Here is a 14,131-nt window from a genome sequence, read left to right on the forward strand (position 1 = left end):
AAGGGGGATAATCGTTCCGGACGCCCGGCAACGATCCCCCGTCACTACTATTAGTCCCCACGGTATGAACACTGCTAACCGAAAGCCCCTGCCCGGCACGAAGCTGGATTTCTTCGACACGCGAGCCGTCGTCGAATCGATCCAGCCCGGCGCCTACGACACCCTGCCCTACACCTCGCGCGTGCTCGCCGAGAACCTCGTGCGCCGGTGCGCGCCGGCCACGCTTGCGGCGTCGCTCCGGCAGATCATCGAGCGCAAGCGCGACCTGGATTTCCCGTGGTTTCCGGCGCGCGTCGTGTGCCACGACATCCTCGGCCAGACCGCCCTCGTCGACCTCGCCGGCCTGCGCGATGCGATTGCAGCCCAAGGCGGCGATCCGGCGCTGGTCAACCCGGTCGTGCCGACGCAACTCGTGGTGGATCACTCGCTTGCCGTCGAATGCGGCGGCTTCGATCCTGACGCGTTCGAGAAGAACCGCGCGATCGAGGATCGTCGCAATGAAGACCGCTTCCACTTTATCGACTGGACCAAGAAGGCGTTCAAGAACGTCGACGTGATTCCGCCGGGCAACGGCATCCTGCATCAGATCAACCTCGAACGCATGAGTCCGGTCGTGCAGGTGAAAGACGGCGTGGCCTTCCCCGACACGCTGGTCGGCACCGACTCGCACACGCCGATGGTGGATGCGCTCGGCGTGATCGCGATCGGCGTGGGCGGCCTCGAAGCCGAAAGCGTGATGCTGGGTCGCGCTTCGTGGATGCGTCTGCCGGATATCGTCGGCGTCGAACTGAGCGGCAAGCCCGGCCCGGGCATCACCGCCACCGACGTGGTGCTCTCGCTGACCGAATTCCTGCGCAAGGAAAAAGTCGTCGGGGCGTATCTGGAGTTTTATGGCGAAGGCACGGCGAGCCTGACGCTCGGCGATCGCGCGACCATCGCCAACATGGCGCCCGAGTTCGGCGCGACCGCCGCGATGTTCTACATCGACGAGCAGACCATCAAGTACCTCAAGCTCACCGGCCGCGACGACCAGCTCGTGAAGCTGGTGGAAACCTACGCGAAGGAAACCGGCCTCTGGGCCGATACCCTGAAGAACGCCGAGTATGAGCGCGTGCTGAAGTTCGACTTGTCGACGGTGGTGCGCACGCTCGCCGGGCCGTCGAATCCGCATCGCCGGCTGCCGGTGTCCGAACTGGCCGCGCGCGGCATCAGCGGCAAGGTCGAGAACGAACCCGGCCTGATGCCGGACGGCGCCGTGATCATCGCCGCGATCACGAGCTGCACGAATACCAACAACCCGCGCAACATGATCGCCGCCGGGTTGCTCGCCCGCAATGCCAATCGGGCCGGCCTCACGCGCAAGCCGTGGGCGAAGACGTCGCTCGCGCCGGGCTCGAAGGCCGTGACGCTGTATCTGGAAGAGGCCGGCCTGATGCCGGAACTGGAACAACTGGGCTTTGGCGTCGTCGCGTATGCATGCACGTCGTGCAACGGCATGTCGGGCGCGCTCGATCCCGTGCTCCAGAAGGAAATCGTCGACCGCGATCTGTATGCGACCGCCGTGCTGTCCGGCAACCGCAACTTCGACGGACGCATCCACCCGTACGCGAAGCAGGCGTTCCTCGCCTCGCCGCCGCTGGTGGTCGCTTACGCGATTGCCGGCACGATCCGCTTCGACATCGAGAAGGACGTGCTGGGAACCGACGCCGACGGCAATCCGGTGCGGCTCAAGGACATCTGGCCGTCGGATGAAGAGATCGACGCGATCGTGGCCTCGAGCGTGAAGCCCGAGCAGTTCCGCAAGGTGTACGAGCCGATGTTCGCCGTCACCGCCGACACCGGCGAGAAAGCGAAGCCGCTGTACGACTGGCGTCCGCAGAGCACCTATATCCGCCGCCCGCCGTACTGGGAAGGCGCGCTCGCAGGCGCTCGCGCGCTCACCGGGATGCGCGCGCTCGCCGTGCTGGGCGACAACATCACGACCGACCATCTGTCGCCTTCGAACGCGATTATGGCCGACAGCGCCGCCGGCGAGTATCTGACGAAGATGGGCCTGCCGGAAGAAGACTTCAACTCGTACGCAACGCACCGTGGTGACCACCTGACCGCGCAGCGCGCCACCTTCGCCAATCCGACGCTCCTGAACGAAATGGCGGTCGAGGACGGCAAGGTCAAGGCGGGGTCGCTGACTCGCATCGAGCCGGAGGGCAAGGTCACGCGCATGTGGGAAGCCATCGAAACGTACATGGAGCGCAAGCAGCCGCTGATCGTGATCGCGGGCGCGGACTACGGCCAGGGTTCGTCGCGCGACTGGGCCGCCAAGGGCGTGCGTCTCGCGGGCGCGGAGGCGATCGTCGCGGAAGGGTTCGAACGCATTCACCGCACGAACCTCGTCGGGATGGGCGTGCTGCCGCTGGAGTTCAAGCCCGGCGTGAATCGCACGACGCTCGGCATCGACGGCACCGAGACGTTCGACGTGACGGGTGAACGCAAGCCCCGCGCCGACCTGACGCTCGTGATCCATCGCAGAAACGGCGAGCGCGTGGAAGTGCCGGTGACCTGCCGCCTCGACACTGCGGAAGAAGTCTCGATCTACGAAGCGGGCGGCGTGCTGCAACGCTTCGCGCAGGACTTCCTCGAATCGTCGAAAGCGGCTGCCTGAACACCGCCAAACGGACGGCACGTTACGTTGCGTGCCGTCCCCCAACCACGCAGACCACATCGCCATGACCCACGCTCCACAGATCAGGATTCCCGCCACCTACATGCGTGGCGGCACCAGCAAAGGCGTGTTCTTTCGCCTTCAGGACTTGCCCGAAGCCGCGCAGGTGCCGGGCGCCGCGCGCGATGCGCTTCTCTTGCGCGTGATCGGCAGCCCGGACCCGTACGGCAAGCAGATCGACGGCATGGGCGGCGCGACATCGAGCACGAGCAAGACCGTGATCGTCGCGAAGAGCAGCAAGGCCGATCACGATGTCGACTACCTGTTCGGCCAGGTCGCCATCGACAAGGCTTTCGTGGACTGGAGCGGCAACTGCGGCAATCTCTCCGCCGCTGTGGGGCCGTTCGCGATCACGAGCGGCTTGATCGATCCCGAGCGCGTGCCGGATAACGGCGTCGCGGTCGTGCGCATCTGGCAAGCGAATATCGGCAAGACGATCATCGCGCACGTGCCGGTCACGAAAGGCGCGGTGCAGGAAACCGGCGACTTCGAACTCGACGGCGTGACGTTCCCGGCCGCCGAAGTTCGGCTCGAATTCATGGACCCGGCCGCCGAGGAAGACGGCGCGGGCGGCGCGATGTTTCCGACCGGCAATCTGGTCGACGATCTCGAAGTGCCGGGCATCGGCACGCTGAAAGCGACGATGATCAACGCCGGCATCCCGACCATCTTCCTGAACGCGGAGGCGATCGGCTACACGGGCACCGAATTGCAGGACGCGATCAACAGCGATCCGAAGGCGCTCGCGAAGTTCGAGACGATCCGCGCACACGGGGCGGTGCGCATGGGCCTGATCAAACACGTCGACGAGATCGGGAGCCGGCAGCACACGCCGAAGATCGCGTTCGTCGCGAAGCCGGTCGGGTATGTCGCGTCGAGCGGGAAGGCGGTTGCTGCCGGCGACGTCGATCTGCTGGTGCGCGCGCTGTCGATGGGCAAGCTCCATCACGCGATGATGGGCACGGCGGCGGTCGCCATCGGCACGGCGGCGGCGATCACCGGCACGCTGGTGAATCTTGCCGCCGGCGGCGGTGAGCGGGACGCCGTGAGGTTCGGCCATCCGTCAGGGACATTGCGAGTCGGCGCGCAGGCGAGCCGGGGCGATGGCGAATGGACCGTCACCAAGGCGATCATGAGCCGCAGCGCGCGGGTGCTGATGGAGGGATGGGTGCGGGTTCCGGGGTGATTTTCGCTGGCGCTTCCTGGGTCGCGGTGGCGCGGGTATGAACAACACCTGATTCCGCCCTGGCAAGGTGCGCGACAACAGCGGTAGTGAAGGAAGAAAGGGAGCCTCGCGGCTCCCTTTCTTCGTTTGGTCAAGGTCACGCCGATCAGATCGTTCCCGGAAACAAGCATTGGCCCATGTGCACTCAAATCACCGTCGATAGTAAGACTATTAAGGTGGCACATGGTGCAAACCGAACTGATGACACAGGACTACATTCGTTAATCAAGTCGCTCCCTTCGTCGTGTTGCGATGCAGTGTGGAATGCGAACATGCAAAGCCAAGACGACGCCGAATAATTCAAATAGTCCGACTAGTTAAGGGTATACATTGATTAATAGGTAAAAGTGCGTGATATAGGATTTTCTGAGGGTAATCATGCGTACGCGCGTGCACACGGTTTCGTCGATGGAGTGATGCCCGGCTCCGGTGCGGTACCGGCCTGCGCCGTCATGCACAGTGAAGTGTTTAACAACTGGAAGACGGGAGACTGAGATGATGGCGCAAGAGAAGGAAGACAAAGACGAAGTGCAGACCATGCGTCGCGGATTGCTTCAGGGCGCTGGCTTGACTGCGGCAATGGCGCTATTGGGCGGCGCGATCACGCCGGCGCAAGCCGCGGAAGCGGGCTCGTTCCCGGCACACAAGCGCTGGAAGATCGTATTCGTCAATCATGTCACGACGAACCCGTTTTTCGTGCCGACGCAATACGGCATTCAGGACGCCACCGCCCTGCTTGGGATGGACTATCAATGGACCGGCTCGGCCAATGCCGACATCGCCGAAATGGTGAATGCGGTCAATGCGGCGATTGCCGCCAAAGCTGACGCGATCGCCGTGCCGATCGTCGATCCCAAGGCGTTTGACAAGCCCATCCAGGCCGCGCTCGACGCCGGCATTCCGGTGTTCGCCTATAACGCCGATGCGCCTTCGGGTTCCTCGAATCCGCGCCTCGCGTATATCGGGCAGGACCTGTATCTGTCGGGCTACCAGATGGGCGAACGCATCGCGAGTCTCATCGATAGCGGCCTCGTCGCGCTCTTCATCGCGACGCCGGGACAGCTCAACATTCAGCCGCGACTCGACGGCGCGGTGGCCGCCATCAAGAAGTCGGGCAAGAAGATCGACGTGCAAACCATCGCGACTGGCGCGACCGTCAACGAAGAACTCTCCAAGATCAAATCGTTCTTTCTCGGTCACCAGGATCTCAAAGGGATGTTCGCCGTCGACGCGGGCAGTACCCAGGGCGTCGCGGAAGTGATGAAGGAGTCCAACCTGCCCGCGAAGGGCGTGCACGGCGGTGGCTTCGACCTGTTGCCACGCACCGTCGACCTGATCCACGACGGCTTCCTCGATTTCACCATCGACCAGCAACCCTACGTGCAGGGCTTCTATACCGTGGTCGAGGCCTTCACCTTTCTTGCGTCCGGTGGACTCGTTGGACCGGCCAATATCAACACCGGCCTGAAGTTCGTGACCAAGGGCTCAGTCGATCCGTACCTGACGACTTCGACGCGCTATGAAGGCAAGAGCACGAAAGCCCAGATCGTGCCACGCACGGGGGCAATCAAAGGGTGACGTCTTCCGTGACGGACGTCCAAAAGGCCGGCAGGCGCCCGAGGCGGTGGTCGAACGCGCTCGGGCGATCCAGCGAGATCCGCATCTTTGCGGTCGCGCTCATCCTCTGCGTCTACTTCGAGACGGTCAACCACGACTTTCTGCTGACCGGCGCGAGTCTGCAAAACCTCTCCCAGTTCATCGCCCCGGTGGCGATCATCGCCTTTGGCGAAATCATGCTGATGATCGGCGGGGAGATCGATCTCTCGGCGGGGATGGTCTTTGCGTTTGCGCCTTTCATCATGCATTTCGCACTCGAGGCAGGTTTGCCCCCATGGCTTGCCATACTGGTCGGCGTGATTGCGGCGGCCCTGGTCGGGTTGGTCAACGGCGCGGTGACGGTGTACCTGCGCATCCCATCTTTTGTGACGACGCTGGGTACGTTGTTCTTCGTGAACGGCCTCACGCTGACGATCTCGCGTGGCACGCCGGTCTCGCCGCCGGAGAATTCCGCGCTCGCGCCGTTCATGGGCGAATGGGGCTATAGCGAAATCATCTGGACCCTCGCCATTGCCGCCGCGATGCACGTTTTGCTCCGTCACACCCGCTGGGGATTGCATACGATCGCGTCGGGCGCGAATCCGCTGGGCGCAAGCGAAGCGGGCATACAGGTCAGACGGCTTAAACTCGGCAACTTCATTCTTGCCGCACTGCTGGCTGGCTTCACCGGAATACTGGAAGCCTTCCGCATCACGTCGATCGATCCGCAAGCGGGCGGCAACCAGATCATGTTCCTGGCGGTGGCCGCAGCCGTCATTGGCGGCACGCCGTTAGCCGGAGGTTCCGGCACGATCATCGGCGGCCTGATCGGCGCGGCGGTCCTGGGCATCCTCAATGACGGCTTCACGCTGATCGGCATCAACGCGTTCACCTTCAACATGATTCTCGGCGCGGCCATTCTCGGGGCGATGATCTTCAACATCCACGTCGTTCGTCTCGCGCGCAAGGGAGAATTGTGATGTCCGAGGTCATGGAGGCGTTGCGCGGCGAGGACATCGTCAAGCGTTTCGGCCCGGTCACCGCGCTCGATGGCGTGACGCTCACGCTAAGGCAGGGCGAAATCCTCGGCATCCTCGGCGACAATGGCGCAGGCAAATCCACGCTGATCAAGATCCTGACCGGCTTTCATCAGCAGACGAGCGGCAAGCTCTTTGTGGGCGGCGAGGAAACGATGCTCCGCTCGGTCGATCACGCGCGCTCGCTGGGCATCGAATGCGTCTATCAGGATCTGGCGCTTGCCAACTCGCTAAGCATTTATCACAACATGTTCCTGAATCGGGAAATCATCCGTCGAGGGCCATTTCGCCTGTTGAACAATCGCGCAATGCGGGAACGCGCTGCGGAGTGCCTCGAAGAAATCGGCGTGCATGTGCCCTCGGTCGATCTTCCCGTCGAGCAGCTTTCCGGCGGGCAGCGACAGGCCATCGCGGTCGCGCGCGCGGTCAATTCGAATGCAAGGATATTGTTGCTCGACGAACCGCTTGCCGCGATGGGCGCCCGCGAGGCTGGGTTGATCATCGACCTGATCCTTCGCCTCAAGGCAAAAGGCGGTCTGTCCATCGTGATGATCATGCACAACTACGCGCAGACGCTCGACATCGCGGATCGCGTAATGCTGATGCAGCGTGGACGTGTGACTTACCAGCGGGAGGCAGCCAGCACGTCGGTCGAGGAATTGATGGACATCGTGCGACGCGAGTACCGGGCAATGCGGACCTCGGCGCAGTGACACAGAGGCCCGGTGATCCGCGCCCAGGAATCAATCGAACATGTCGGGCTGCGTGGCAACCAGTTGATCGTACAGCGTCTGAAAATGCAGCCAGCCGATGAACGAACTGCCGACGTGTTCACGGCTATAGCGCGCCCGTTCTGGCGTCACAAAGGTAGGCTTGACCCCCGAAGCCTCGACAAGCAACTGCTGCTGACAGACACGTTCGAGCGAGCCGGAAACTTGTGATGCTCGGCGAAGGACTGTTCAAACCGATCTTCCGCGAAACGCATTTCGCGTGTTATCGGGTGGCCGACCGCAACTCATCGAAGATAGCGGAATTCCGCGACTGGATTTACCGCGAGAGTCAGACCGCCCCTGAGACCGACGACTGAACGCCCGCGCGTGCCTGTGCGAGCGCCTCACGCAAGACGTCCGCATCGCCGATATGGTTCGCCAGCAAGAGCACCAGCTTGGCATTCATGAAGTGGCTTTCTTCCTCGGTCAGGCCGTTGTGCGCGTCGATGAGGCTCTCGTAGAAAGCGTCCGGATCAGCAATGTTCGATTCGATGTTGAGCTTGTTCATGATGGTTCATCCGTTGCACGTTGCGCGATTGAGGGCCGCGCCGATCGATGCGGCGTCGAGGGCGCGCCAGCGCGCGCAGACATGCTGGTCGGGACGCAGCAAATAAAAGGTGCCGGGCCGCGCATCGAAACGATGCGTGACGATGCCTTCAAGGTCTTCGACGACGGTCACGCCCGGCGCCGCTTTGACCGCCGCGCCGCGCGGCACGACGATCAGCGACCGGACCGGAACCGGAAGGTCCGCCAACGCGGCGAGCCGCCTGGCGCATGCGTCGAGGTCGTCGCCCAGGCCGCAGAAATAAATGCCTGTGAATGCGCTGCCGCCCGTCTGGTTCAGGAACCATGCGTCCTTGCCGTCGACTTGCACCGGCGCGTCGGTGCAGACCGCGCCCGGGACCATCGTGCAGGTGAATGCGTCGGCGGCTTCGTCGGGCGTGTTCAGCGGCGAGTCGCGCAGCACCGCCGGCACCGACAAGCGGCCGCTATTGACGATGCGTCGCGCAAACGGGGCATCCTTGGCGAGCTTGAGCGCCGCGTCGCGGAACATGCGCGACACCGCGCTCTTCGGCGTGATGAAATCGGTGGCGCGCGTCGAGTTCAGGATGTTTTCGTCGGCGGCGTATTCGCGCTCGGACGCATACGTGTCGAGCAGCGCGGGCGGCGCATCGCCGTTGACCACCAGCCGCAGCTTCCAGGCGAGGTTGTCCGCGTCCTGCACGCCGCTATTCGCGCCGCGTGCGCCAAACGGCGACACGCCATGCGCCGAATCGCCCGCGAACAGCACGCGGCCATGCCGGAAGCTGCCCATGCGCAAGCACGAAAACGTATAGACGCTCACCCATTCCAGCTCGAATTCGGCGTCTTCGCCAAGCAGCGCCTTCACGCGGGGAATCACGCGCTCCGGCTGCTTTTCCGCGACCGGATCGGCGTCCCAGCCGAGCTGGAAGTCGATGCGCCACACGTTGTCCGGCTGCCGGTGCAGCAACACCGACTGGTTGCGGTGAAACGGCGGATCGAACCAGAACCAGCGCTCGGTCGGGAACGACGCCTTCATCTTCACGTCGGCGATCAGGAAGCGATCCTTGAAGGTGCGACCATGGCTGTCGAGGCCCAGGGCGTTGCGCACCGCGCTGCGTGCGCCGTCGGCGGCGATCACGTATTGCGCGCGCAGCGGATAGATGCCATCCGGCGTGTCGACTTGCAGTTCGACGTAGCCGTCGTGTTGCGTCAAGCCGGTGACGGTGCTTTTCCAGCGCATCTGCAGGTTTTGCGTTTTCTGCGCGCGCTCGGCCAGATAGCCTTCGACGTAATACTGCTGGAGATTGATGAACGCCGGGCGCGCATGGCCGGTTTCGGGCAGCAGGTTGAACGTGTAGATCAGCTCGTCCTGAAGGAACACCTTGCCGACGTTCCAGCTCACGCCCTTCTCGACCATCGGGTCGCCGCAGCCGAGGCGGTCGAAGATTTCGAGCGTGCGTTTGGCAAAGCAGATCGCGCGTGATCCGCTGGAGAGCGTGTCGTCGTTGTCGACGAGCACGGTGCGCACGCCCTGCTGGGCCAGATCGATCGCTGCGGCAAGCCCGACAGGCCCCGCGCCGATCACGACGACCGGATAAACGGTGGGCGCGTCGGCGTCGTGGTCGGCGGCCCGTTTGTAGTCGAACCGCAGCGTTTGATAGTCGATCTGCATGACCTCTCCGTGTGTTGAATTAGTTTATAGCAATTAGTATTGCTCCTTGCTAATGTTTGGCATTGTATAAAGCTTTTGGTGTACGCAAATCTGTGTTTACCCTAGTGCCGGGTAGTGGTACTGCTGGTCCTTCAAGGAACTCTGAAGACCTCAAGCCTAAACCTATGCGTTGTGCTTTATCTCTAAAGCGCCTTAGCAAACTGCAAGGCGTATTACTTGTTGACAGTTAGTTGCGTTACTGGGTCAGACAGCGGGAGGGTGAAAAGAAAACTGTCAGATCTATCGCGCTCGCTCGGCGGCGGCTGGGTCATCGGCGACACGACGACGGCGCGTGGCGCCGGCTAAATCCGGCAGCACGCGCCCTTGCATCAGATATCGTCGGGAAAATTCCACTCGCGGTGCGCCTGCGCCCCGAGCACAGAGCGCTGATGGTTGGCATTGGAGCGATATCGAAGACTCAGGCGCGCCGGACGGCGCAGCGCGATGCTCGATTGTCACTGGCCGAGATCGGCGTCGCAAGAACCGGTGCCGTTCGCATTGCGTCCCGCATGCCCGGTCAACGGGCGGACGCGCTGCTGCCCTCGTCGCCATAAGCGACGCATGCGACGTATTCGTTTGTCTCGTGCAGCCACTGAAAACTCAGCGCGGCAGCGTCGGCCGCCGCCGACCCGGGAGCCGCCGTCGGCCGTTGCGCGCCTTCCGCGAACGGCCTCACCGTGACCGCGCGCAACTCCGAACCGATCCCGATTCCCAGCGCCTTCAACAGCGCCTCCTTCGCAGTCCAGCAACGAAGGAACGGCAGCGCCTGCTCCCAGGCCGGAAGATGTTCGATCTCGCGTCGTTCGTCGTCGGTGCAGACCAGATCGGCGATGGTGTGCCAGTTGAAAGCGGCATCGGCTCGCTCGATATCGACGCCGACGAGTCGCGCCGCCGACACGGCGATCAACGCAAATGCGCCAGAATGCGAAACGTTGAACGAAAGATCCGGCCGGCATTCGAGCGTCGGCTTTCCGTTTCCCGTGGAGGCAAAGCGCAGCGCTTGCGGTGCGACGCCGACGCGCGCGCCCAGAAGCACGCGCAACGCGTACCGCGCGGTCATGAACCGGGCACGGTCTTCGGTCCGCCGGAAGGCGTTCGCGCGCTGAAGCTCCGCCGCGTCGAGAAAGCCTTGCTGCTGCAGCATGACGTCCAGATCCGTCGAAACGCGGACCTGCCAGACCTCGACGTCCGCAGGCCATCGGCCGAGCGCCGCGAGACGCGCGGCGCTGTCGTTCATTGCGCTCTTTCCCCGATTCATGTCACACCGTACAAATGACAATAATCTGCATTAGCGTCGAAACTCGCCGATGATCTAGTTCTGCTTCCTATTATCGGTGTTATCTCAATGAAAAGTTCACTCTTGCCATTTGCGTAGGTTCAAGCGGCGTTCTCGTCGACGTTGCTCGTGCGCGTGAACCCGATGAGCCGGCCGAAATGCATGAGCATCGCTGTCAGCGCGCGCACGCCGCGCCGCTGATCATCGCGCTTGGGGCGGCCGTGGCGGGTGACTCGCACATTCCCGAGGTCGAGCGGTTGCTCTCGGTCGGCGCCGCCACGATGAACATGCTCAACGCGATTCACGCGCTTGGGTATGGCGGTTCTGGGCGACGGGCGCGGTTGCCTACGATGCGGGGTTGCATGCCGCGCTCGGGTTCGAATCGTCGGAACGTCTGCTGGGGTTTCTGTTTGTCGGCCCGCCAAGGTCCGCTTCGCAGCGGGTAGCGCGGCCGGAGCGCGCGGCGCATGTGCGTGAATGGACCGGGCCGTCAGCGCGATAGTCGGCGGGAGTGGGTGTGCTTGGGCTGCCAGTGCATCAAACGGGGTTAGCGCCACCGTCGCGTCCATTCCCTCCGATCAACAACTCCATATCCCTGATTTCAATGCGGCCGTAGCGCAAGGTAATCGCGCCCAGTTTCGCCAGCGCCTGCAGTTCCTTGTTGAGCGTCGGGCGGCTGATGCCGAGCATCATGGCCAAGTTGTCCTGCGAAGTCGTAATCGTGCTGCGGCCACTGCGCAACTGCGTGACATCCCCATGCGCCAGCAGCACCAACCGGCGCCTCACTCGCTCGCGCGTGCTTTGCAGCGCCGAGTCGGTCATCAATCCGTACGCCAGCCGCAAGCGCACTGCCACCAGTCTTGCAATGGCCTGTGCAAATGCATTCTGACTCATCAGCGCATTGAATGCGTCGGCGCCGATGCTCAGCAGTTCCGAATCCTCCAGCGCCACCGCCGTATGCGCGCGTGGAAACGGATCGAGAATCGCCACCTCGCCGAACCAGTTGCCCGCCTCGACGACCGCGATAATCGCTTCGTTGCCGTCGTGATGAAGAATGGACAGCTTGATCAAACCCTTGACGACACCAAAGAACGCCCCGAACGGTTCGTCAAACGAATCGCCCTGTTGATAGAGAAACGTGCCCTGACCCAGTTTCATCGGCCTGCCCGCGCGTAGCAGCGCATCGGCCTCGGCCTTGGGCAGGCTTCCGAACCAGGGGTTTTCAGCGAAGGCTTGCATGATGGGAATGCATCGGCATTAGCCCTAGATTGATAAGAATTGAACATTCTGCCCGCGAGCGGTCCAGCACCATGGGGTCTCTGTCACTTGCAAGCAAATCGCCATGGTCACGAAAGCTCTTCATACCGCTCTTGCGCGCATCGATCAACGCATCCGCGAAGACTGTCGCATGCCTTGCCCTGAACGCATCGAATGAATCGCGTTCGCCCAGGGGCAACCGCACTCTGAGCATCATTGCCTGCACGATTGCGTCGTGAACCCTGCGTAACGACGCCCGCAGAGTCTTGTCCAAGAATCCCGCTTCGCGCCGCCCGTGTCAAGCACGGCCAGTGCGCGACGACGCGCGGCGCATCCGCGCGGCAACGTCCGCCGATCCTCTGATGTAAACATGGGCGTTCGCATGAAGCAGGAAAACGTCACGAACACATGGTTTGGAGACCGAATGAAAAAGAAGATATACCTCGCAACAGCCCTTCTCGCGACGACGAGCCTTGCACATGCCCAATCGAGCGTCACGCTGTTCGGCACGGTCGGCGGCGGCGTTCGATGGATGAACGGAACGAAGGGCGGTTCCACCGTGGCGTATGACAACAGCATCGTCGCCAACAATAACTTCGGGATCAGCGGCACCGAGGATCTCGGGGGCGGCATCAAGGCAATCTTCCAGTTGCAGTCGCCCTATTTCACTTCCAACGGGAATTTCGCCAAGGTGGTGGGCGGAACGCCGGTCATGTTCGCCAACGCTGCCTGGGTCGGAATCGACGGGAACTATGGACGCTTGACGTTCGGCCGCCAGTTCAATGCGTTCGAGGATACCGCGCTGGCTCTCGATCCGACCAACGGCCGCGGCCAGAGCATCTACAACGTGCCGCTGGTGCTCATCGATACGAGTCCGTTTTCCGGATTCGACTCCCGCTTCAACAACACGGTCAAGTACAGGAACAAATTCCGGGGCCTGACGCTCGACGCGAGCTATTCGTTCGGCGGCGTGGCCGGGAACACACGTGCCGGCTCGAACTATGCGGCCAGCGCGCTGTATCAGTTCGGAACGCTGCTGGGCGGCGCTTCCTATCAAAGGTCGTACAGCGCAGACGCTTCGCAATGGGCGCAGAACGTTCAGGCAGGGGCAGCGTGGCAGGTCGGCCCCGTGCGCATCTATGGCAACTATACGACGTTCACCGTGACCGGCACGGCCGGCGCACCCGAGCGGCGCGACAAAGTACCCGACGGCGGCATCGTCTATCAGGTCACGCCGTCGTTCCAGTTGACCGCCGCGTTCTACGACGACATCGCAAGCAATCTGGGCAATGTCCCCAACGCGAATGGACACAAGGTGACCTATTACGCGATCGCCGAATACTATCTGTCGAAGCGTACCGAACTTTATGCGCAAGTCGACCGCAATGGGCTGTCGGGAGCGTACAAGACCGATCCGACGAACATCGCGGCGCTCGGCATAGCGCGCGGCGGAAGCGGCGTCACGGGCGTTTCCGTCGGCTTGATGACCCAGTTCTGATTCAGCGCTATCGAGCCCGGGCCCCGACTACCGGGGCGCGTTGGCTCCAGCGTCATTGGACTTTTTTTACTCAACGAGAAACCGCATGATCCAGTCAAAACTCTTGAAGTCCCTTCTTGCAGCGACCTTCGCGTCGTTCGCGCTGAATGCAGTCTCGCAGACGGCGGACACACCCGCCGGCAGCGCAGCCGATACGGCTTCTGCCGTACAGGACGCGTCGTCGGCCAAGGCCACGCGCGCGGCAAACCGGAAGCTGACGCGCAGCGTGAGCACGGCGCTCGCACGAACGAAGGGCCTGGATTCGACGCGAATCTTCGTCAAGTCCGTGGACGGCGCCGTCACCCTGTCCGGGATGGTGCCCGATGTGAGCCAGATCACGCTCGCTGTCTCAGTCGCGCAGCAGGTCGCCGGCGTGAAGTCGGTGAAGAACCTCTTGCGCGTCGATACGCGCAGCGTTTCATCGACCTGACGTTCAGGCTTAGGCGCCAGGCGCCGTTCTCTCACGATACCTCCG

At 62.7% G+C, this 14,131-nt stretch carries 13 protein-coding genes and 1 pseudogene; 8 read left to right on the forward strand and 6 right to left on the reverse strand.

The annotated features are described in order from the left end of the window. Window positions 1-64 precede the first annotated feature (64 nt). From acnD to AWB68_RS27495, 5 genes are all read left to right on the forward strand, one after another. A complete protein-coding gene (gene acnD, locus AWB68_RS27475) occupies window positions 65-2,662 on the forward strand; it encodes a Fe/S-dependent 2-methylisocitrate dehydratase AcnD (RefSeq protein ID WP_087647495.1) in 2,598 nt (865 codons plus the stop codon). 64 nt (window positions 2,663-2,726) lie between these two features. Next, a complete protein-coding gene (gene prpF / locus AWB68_RS27480) occupies window positions 2,727-3,908 on the forward strand; it encodes a 2-methylaconitate cis-trans isomerase PrpF (RefSeq protein ID WP_087647496.1) in 1,182 nt (393 codons plus the stop codon). A gap of 537 nt (window positions 3,909-4,445) precedes the next feature. Further along, window positions 4,446-5,525 (forward strand): sugar ABC transporter substrate-binding protein, encoded by a 1,080-nt coding sequence (locus AWB68_RS27485; RefSeq protein ID WP_087647508.1) that lies wholly within the window; start codon window positions 4,446-4,448, stop codon window positions 5,523-5,525. Between the two features lie 8 nt (window positions 5,526-5,533). Next, on the forward strand, window positions 5,534-6,523 hold the full coding sequence (locus AWB68_RS27490) for an ABC transporter permease (RefSeq protein ID WP_087647509.1): 990 nt from the start codon (window positions 5,534-5,536) through the stop codon (window positions 6,521-6,523). Next, window positions 6,523-7,293: an ATP-binding cassette domain-containing protein gene (locus tag AWB68_RS27495; protein ID WP_087647497.1), complete on the forward strand. Its 771-nt coding sequence runs from the start codon at window positions 6,523-6,525 to the stop codon at window positions 7,291-7,293. Before AWB68_RS27490 ends, AWB68_RS27495 begins: the two co-directional genes overlap by 1 nt. 30 nt (window positions 7,294-7,323) lie before the next feature. Here the strand turns inward: AWB68_RS27495 and AWB68_RS27500 are convergent. Continuing rightward, window positions 7,324-7,506: pseudogene (locus AWB68_RS27500) on the reverse strand (class II aldolase/adducin family protein); the annotation flags it as partial. 14 nt (window positions 7,507-7,520) lie between these two features. Between AWB68_RS27500 and AWB68_RS48360 the strand changes: the two are divergent. Then, window positions 7,521-7,667 (forward strand): hypothetical protein, encoded by a 147-nt coding sequence (locus tag AWB68_RS48360; RefSeq protein WP_160110071.1) that lies wholly within the window; start codon window positions 7,521-7,523, stop codon window positions 7,665-7,667. Here the strand turns inward: AWB68_RS48360 and AWB68_RS27505 are convergent. The 5 genes from AWB68_RS27505 to AWB68_RS46930 form a co-directional block, all read right to left on the reverse strand. Further along, the gene (locus AWB68_RS27505) at window positions 7,640-7,858 is read right to left on the reverse strand and encodes a DUF2783 domain-containing protein (RefSeq protein WP_087647498.1); all 219 of its coding nucleotides are present in this window, start codon (window positions 7,856-7,858) and stop codon (window positions 7,640-7,642) included. The genes AWB68_RS48360 and AWB68_RS27505 overlap by 28 nt on opposite strands. Window positions 7,859-7,864: 6 nt before the next feature. Then, the gene (locus AWB68_RS27510; RefSeq protein WP_087647499.1) at window positions 7,865-9,547 is read right to left on the reverse strand and encodes an FAD-dependent oxidoreductase; all 1,683 of its coding nucleotides are present in this window, start codon (window positions 9,545-9,547) and stop codon (window positions 7,865-7,867) included. Between the two features lie 556 nt (window positions 9,548-10,103). Continuing rightward, the gene (locus tag AWB68_RS27515) at window positions 10,104-10,823 is read right to left on the reverse strand and encodes a 4'-phosphopantetheinyl transferase family protein (protein WP_160110072.1); all 720 of its coding nucleotides are present in this window, start codon (window positions 10,821-10,823) and stop codon (window positions 10,104-10,106) included. A gap of 576 nt (window positions 10,824-11,399) precedes the next feature. After that, window positions 11,400-12,101, reverse strand: a complete 702-nt coding sequence (locus AWB68_RS27525) for a Crp/Fnr family transcriptional regulator (RefSeq protein ID WP_200828805.1) — start codon at window positions 12,099-12,101, stop codon at window positions 11,400-11,402. After that, entirely contained in the window at window positions 12,085-12,393 is a 309-nt protein-coding gene (locus tag AWB68_RS46930; protein ID WP_125483057.1) for a hypothetical protein, read from the reverse strand. The genes AWB68_RS27525 and AWB68_RS46930 overlap by 17 nt, the downstream gene beginning before the upstream one ends. 150 nt (window positions 12,394-12,543) lie before the next feature. On the opposite strand from AWB68_RS46930, the gene AWB68_RS27530 reads away from it, so the two are divergent. Both AWB68_RS27530 and AWB68_RS27535 read left to right on the forward strand, forming a co-directional pair. Next, on the forward strand, window positions 12,544-13,617 hold the full coding sequence (locus AWB68_RS27530; RefSeq protein ID WP_087647503.1) for a porin: 1,074 nt from the start codon (window positions 12,544-12,546) through the stop codon (window positions 13,615-13,617). A gap of 85 nt (window positions 13,618-13,702) precedes the next feature. After that, window positions 13,703-14,086, forward strand: a complete 384-nt coding sequence (locus AWB68_RS27535) for a BON domain-containing protein (protein ID WP_087647504.1) — start codon at window positions 13,703-13,705, stop codon at window positions 14,084-14,086. The last annotated feature ends 45 nt before the right edge of the window (window positions 14,087-14,131 follow it).

Origin of the sequence: Caballeronia choica (assembly GCF_001544535.1) — a bacterium.
Lineage (GTDB): Bacteria > Pseudomonadota > Gammaproteobacteria > Burkholderiales > Burkholderiaceae > Caballeronia > Caballeronia choica.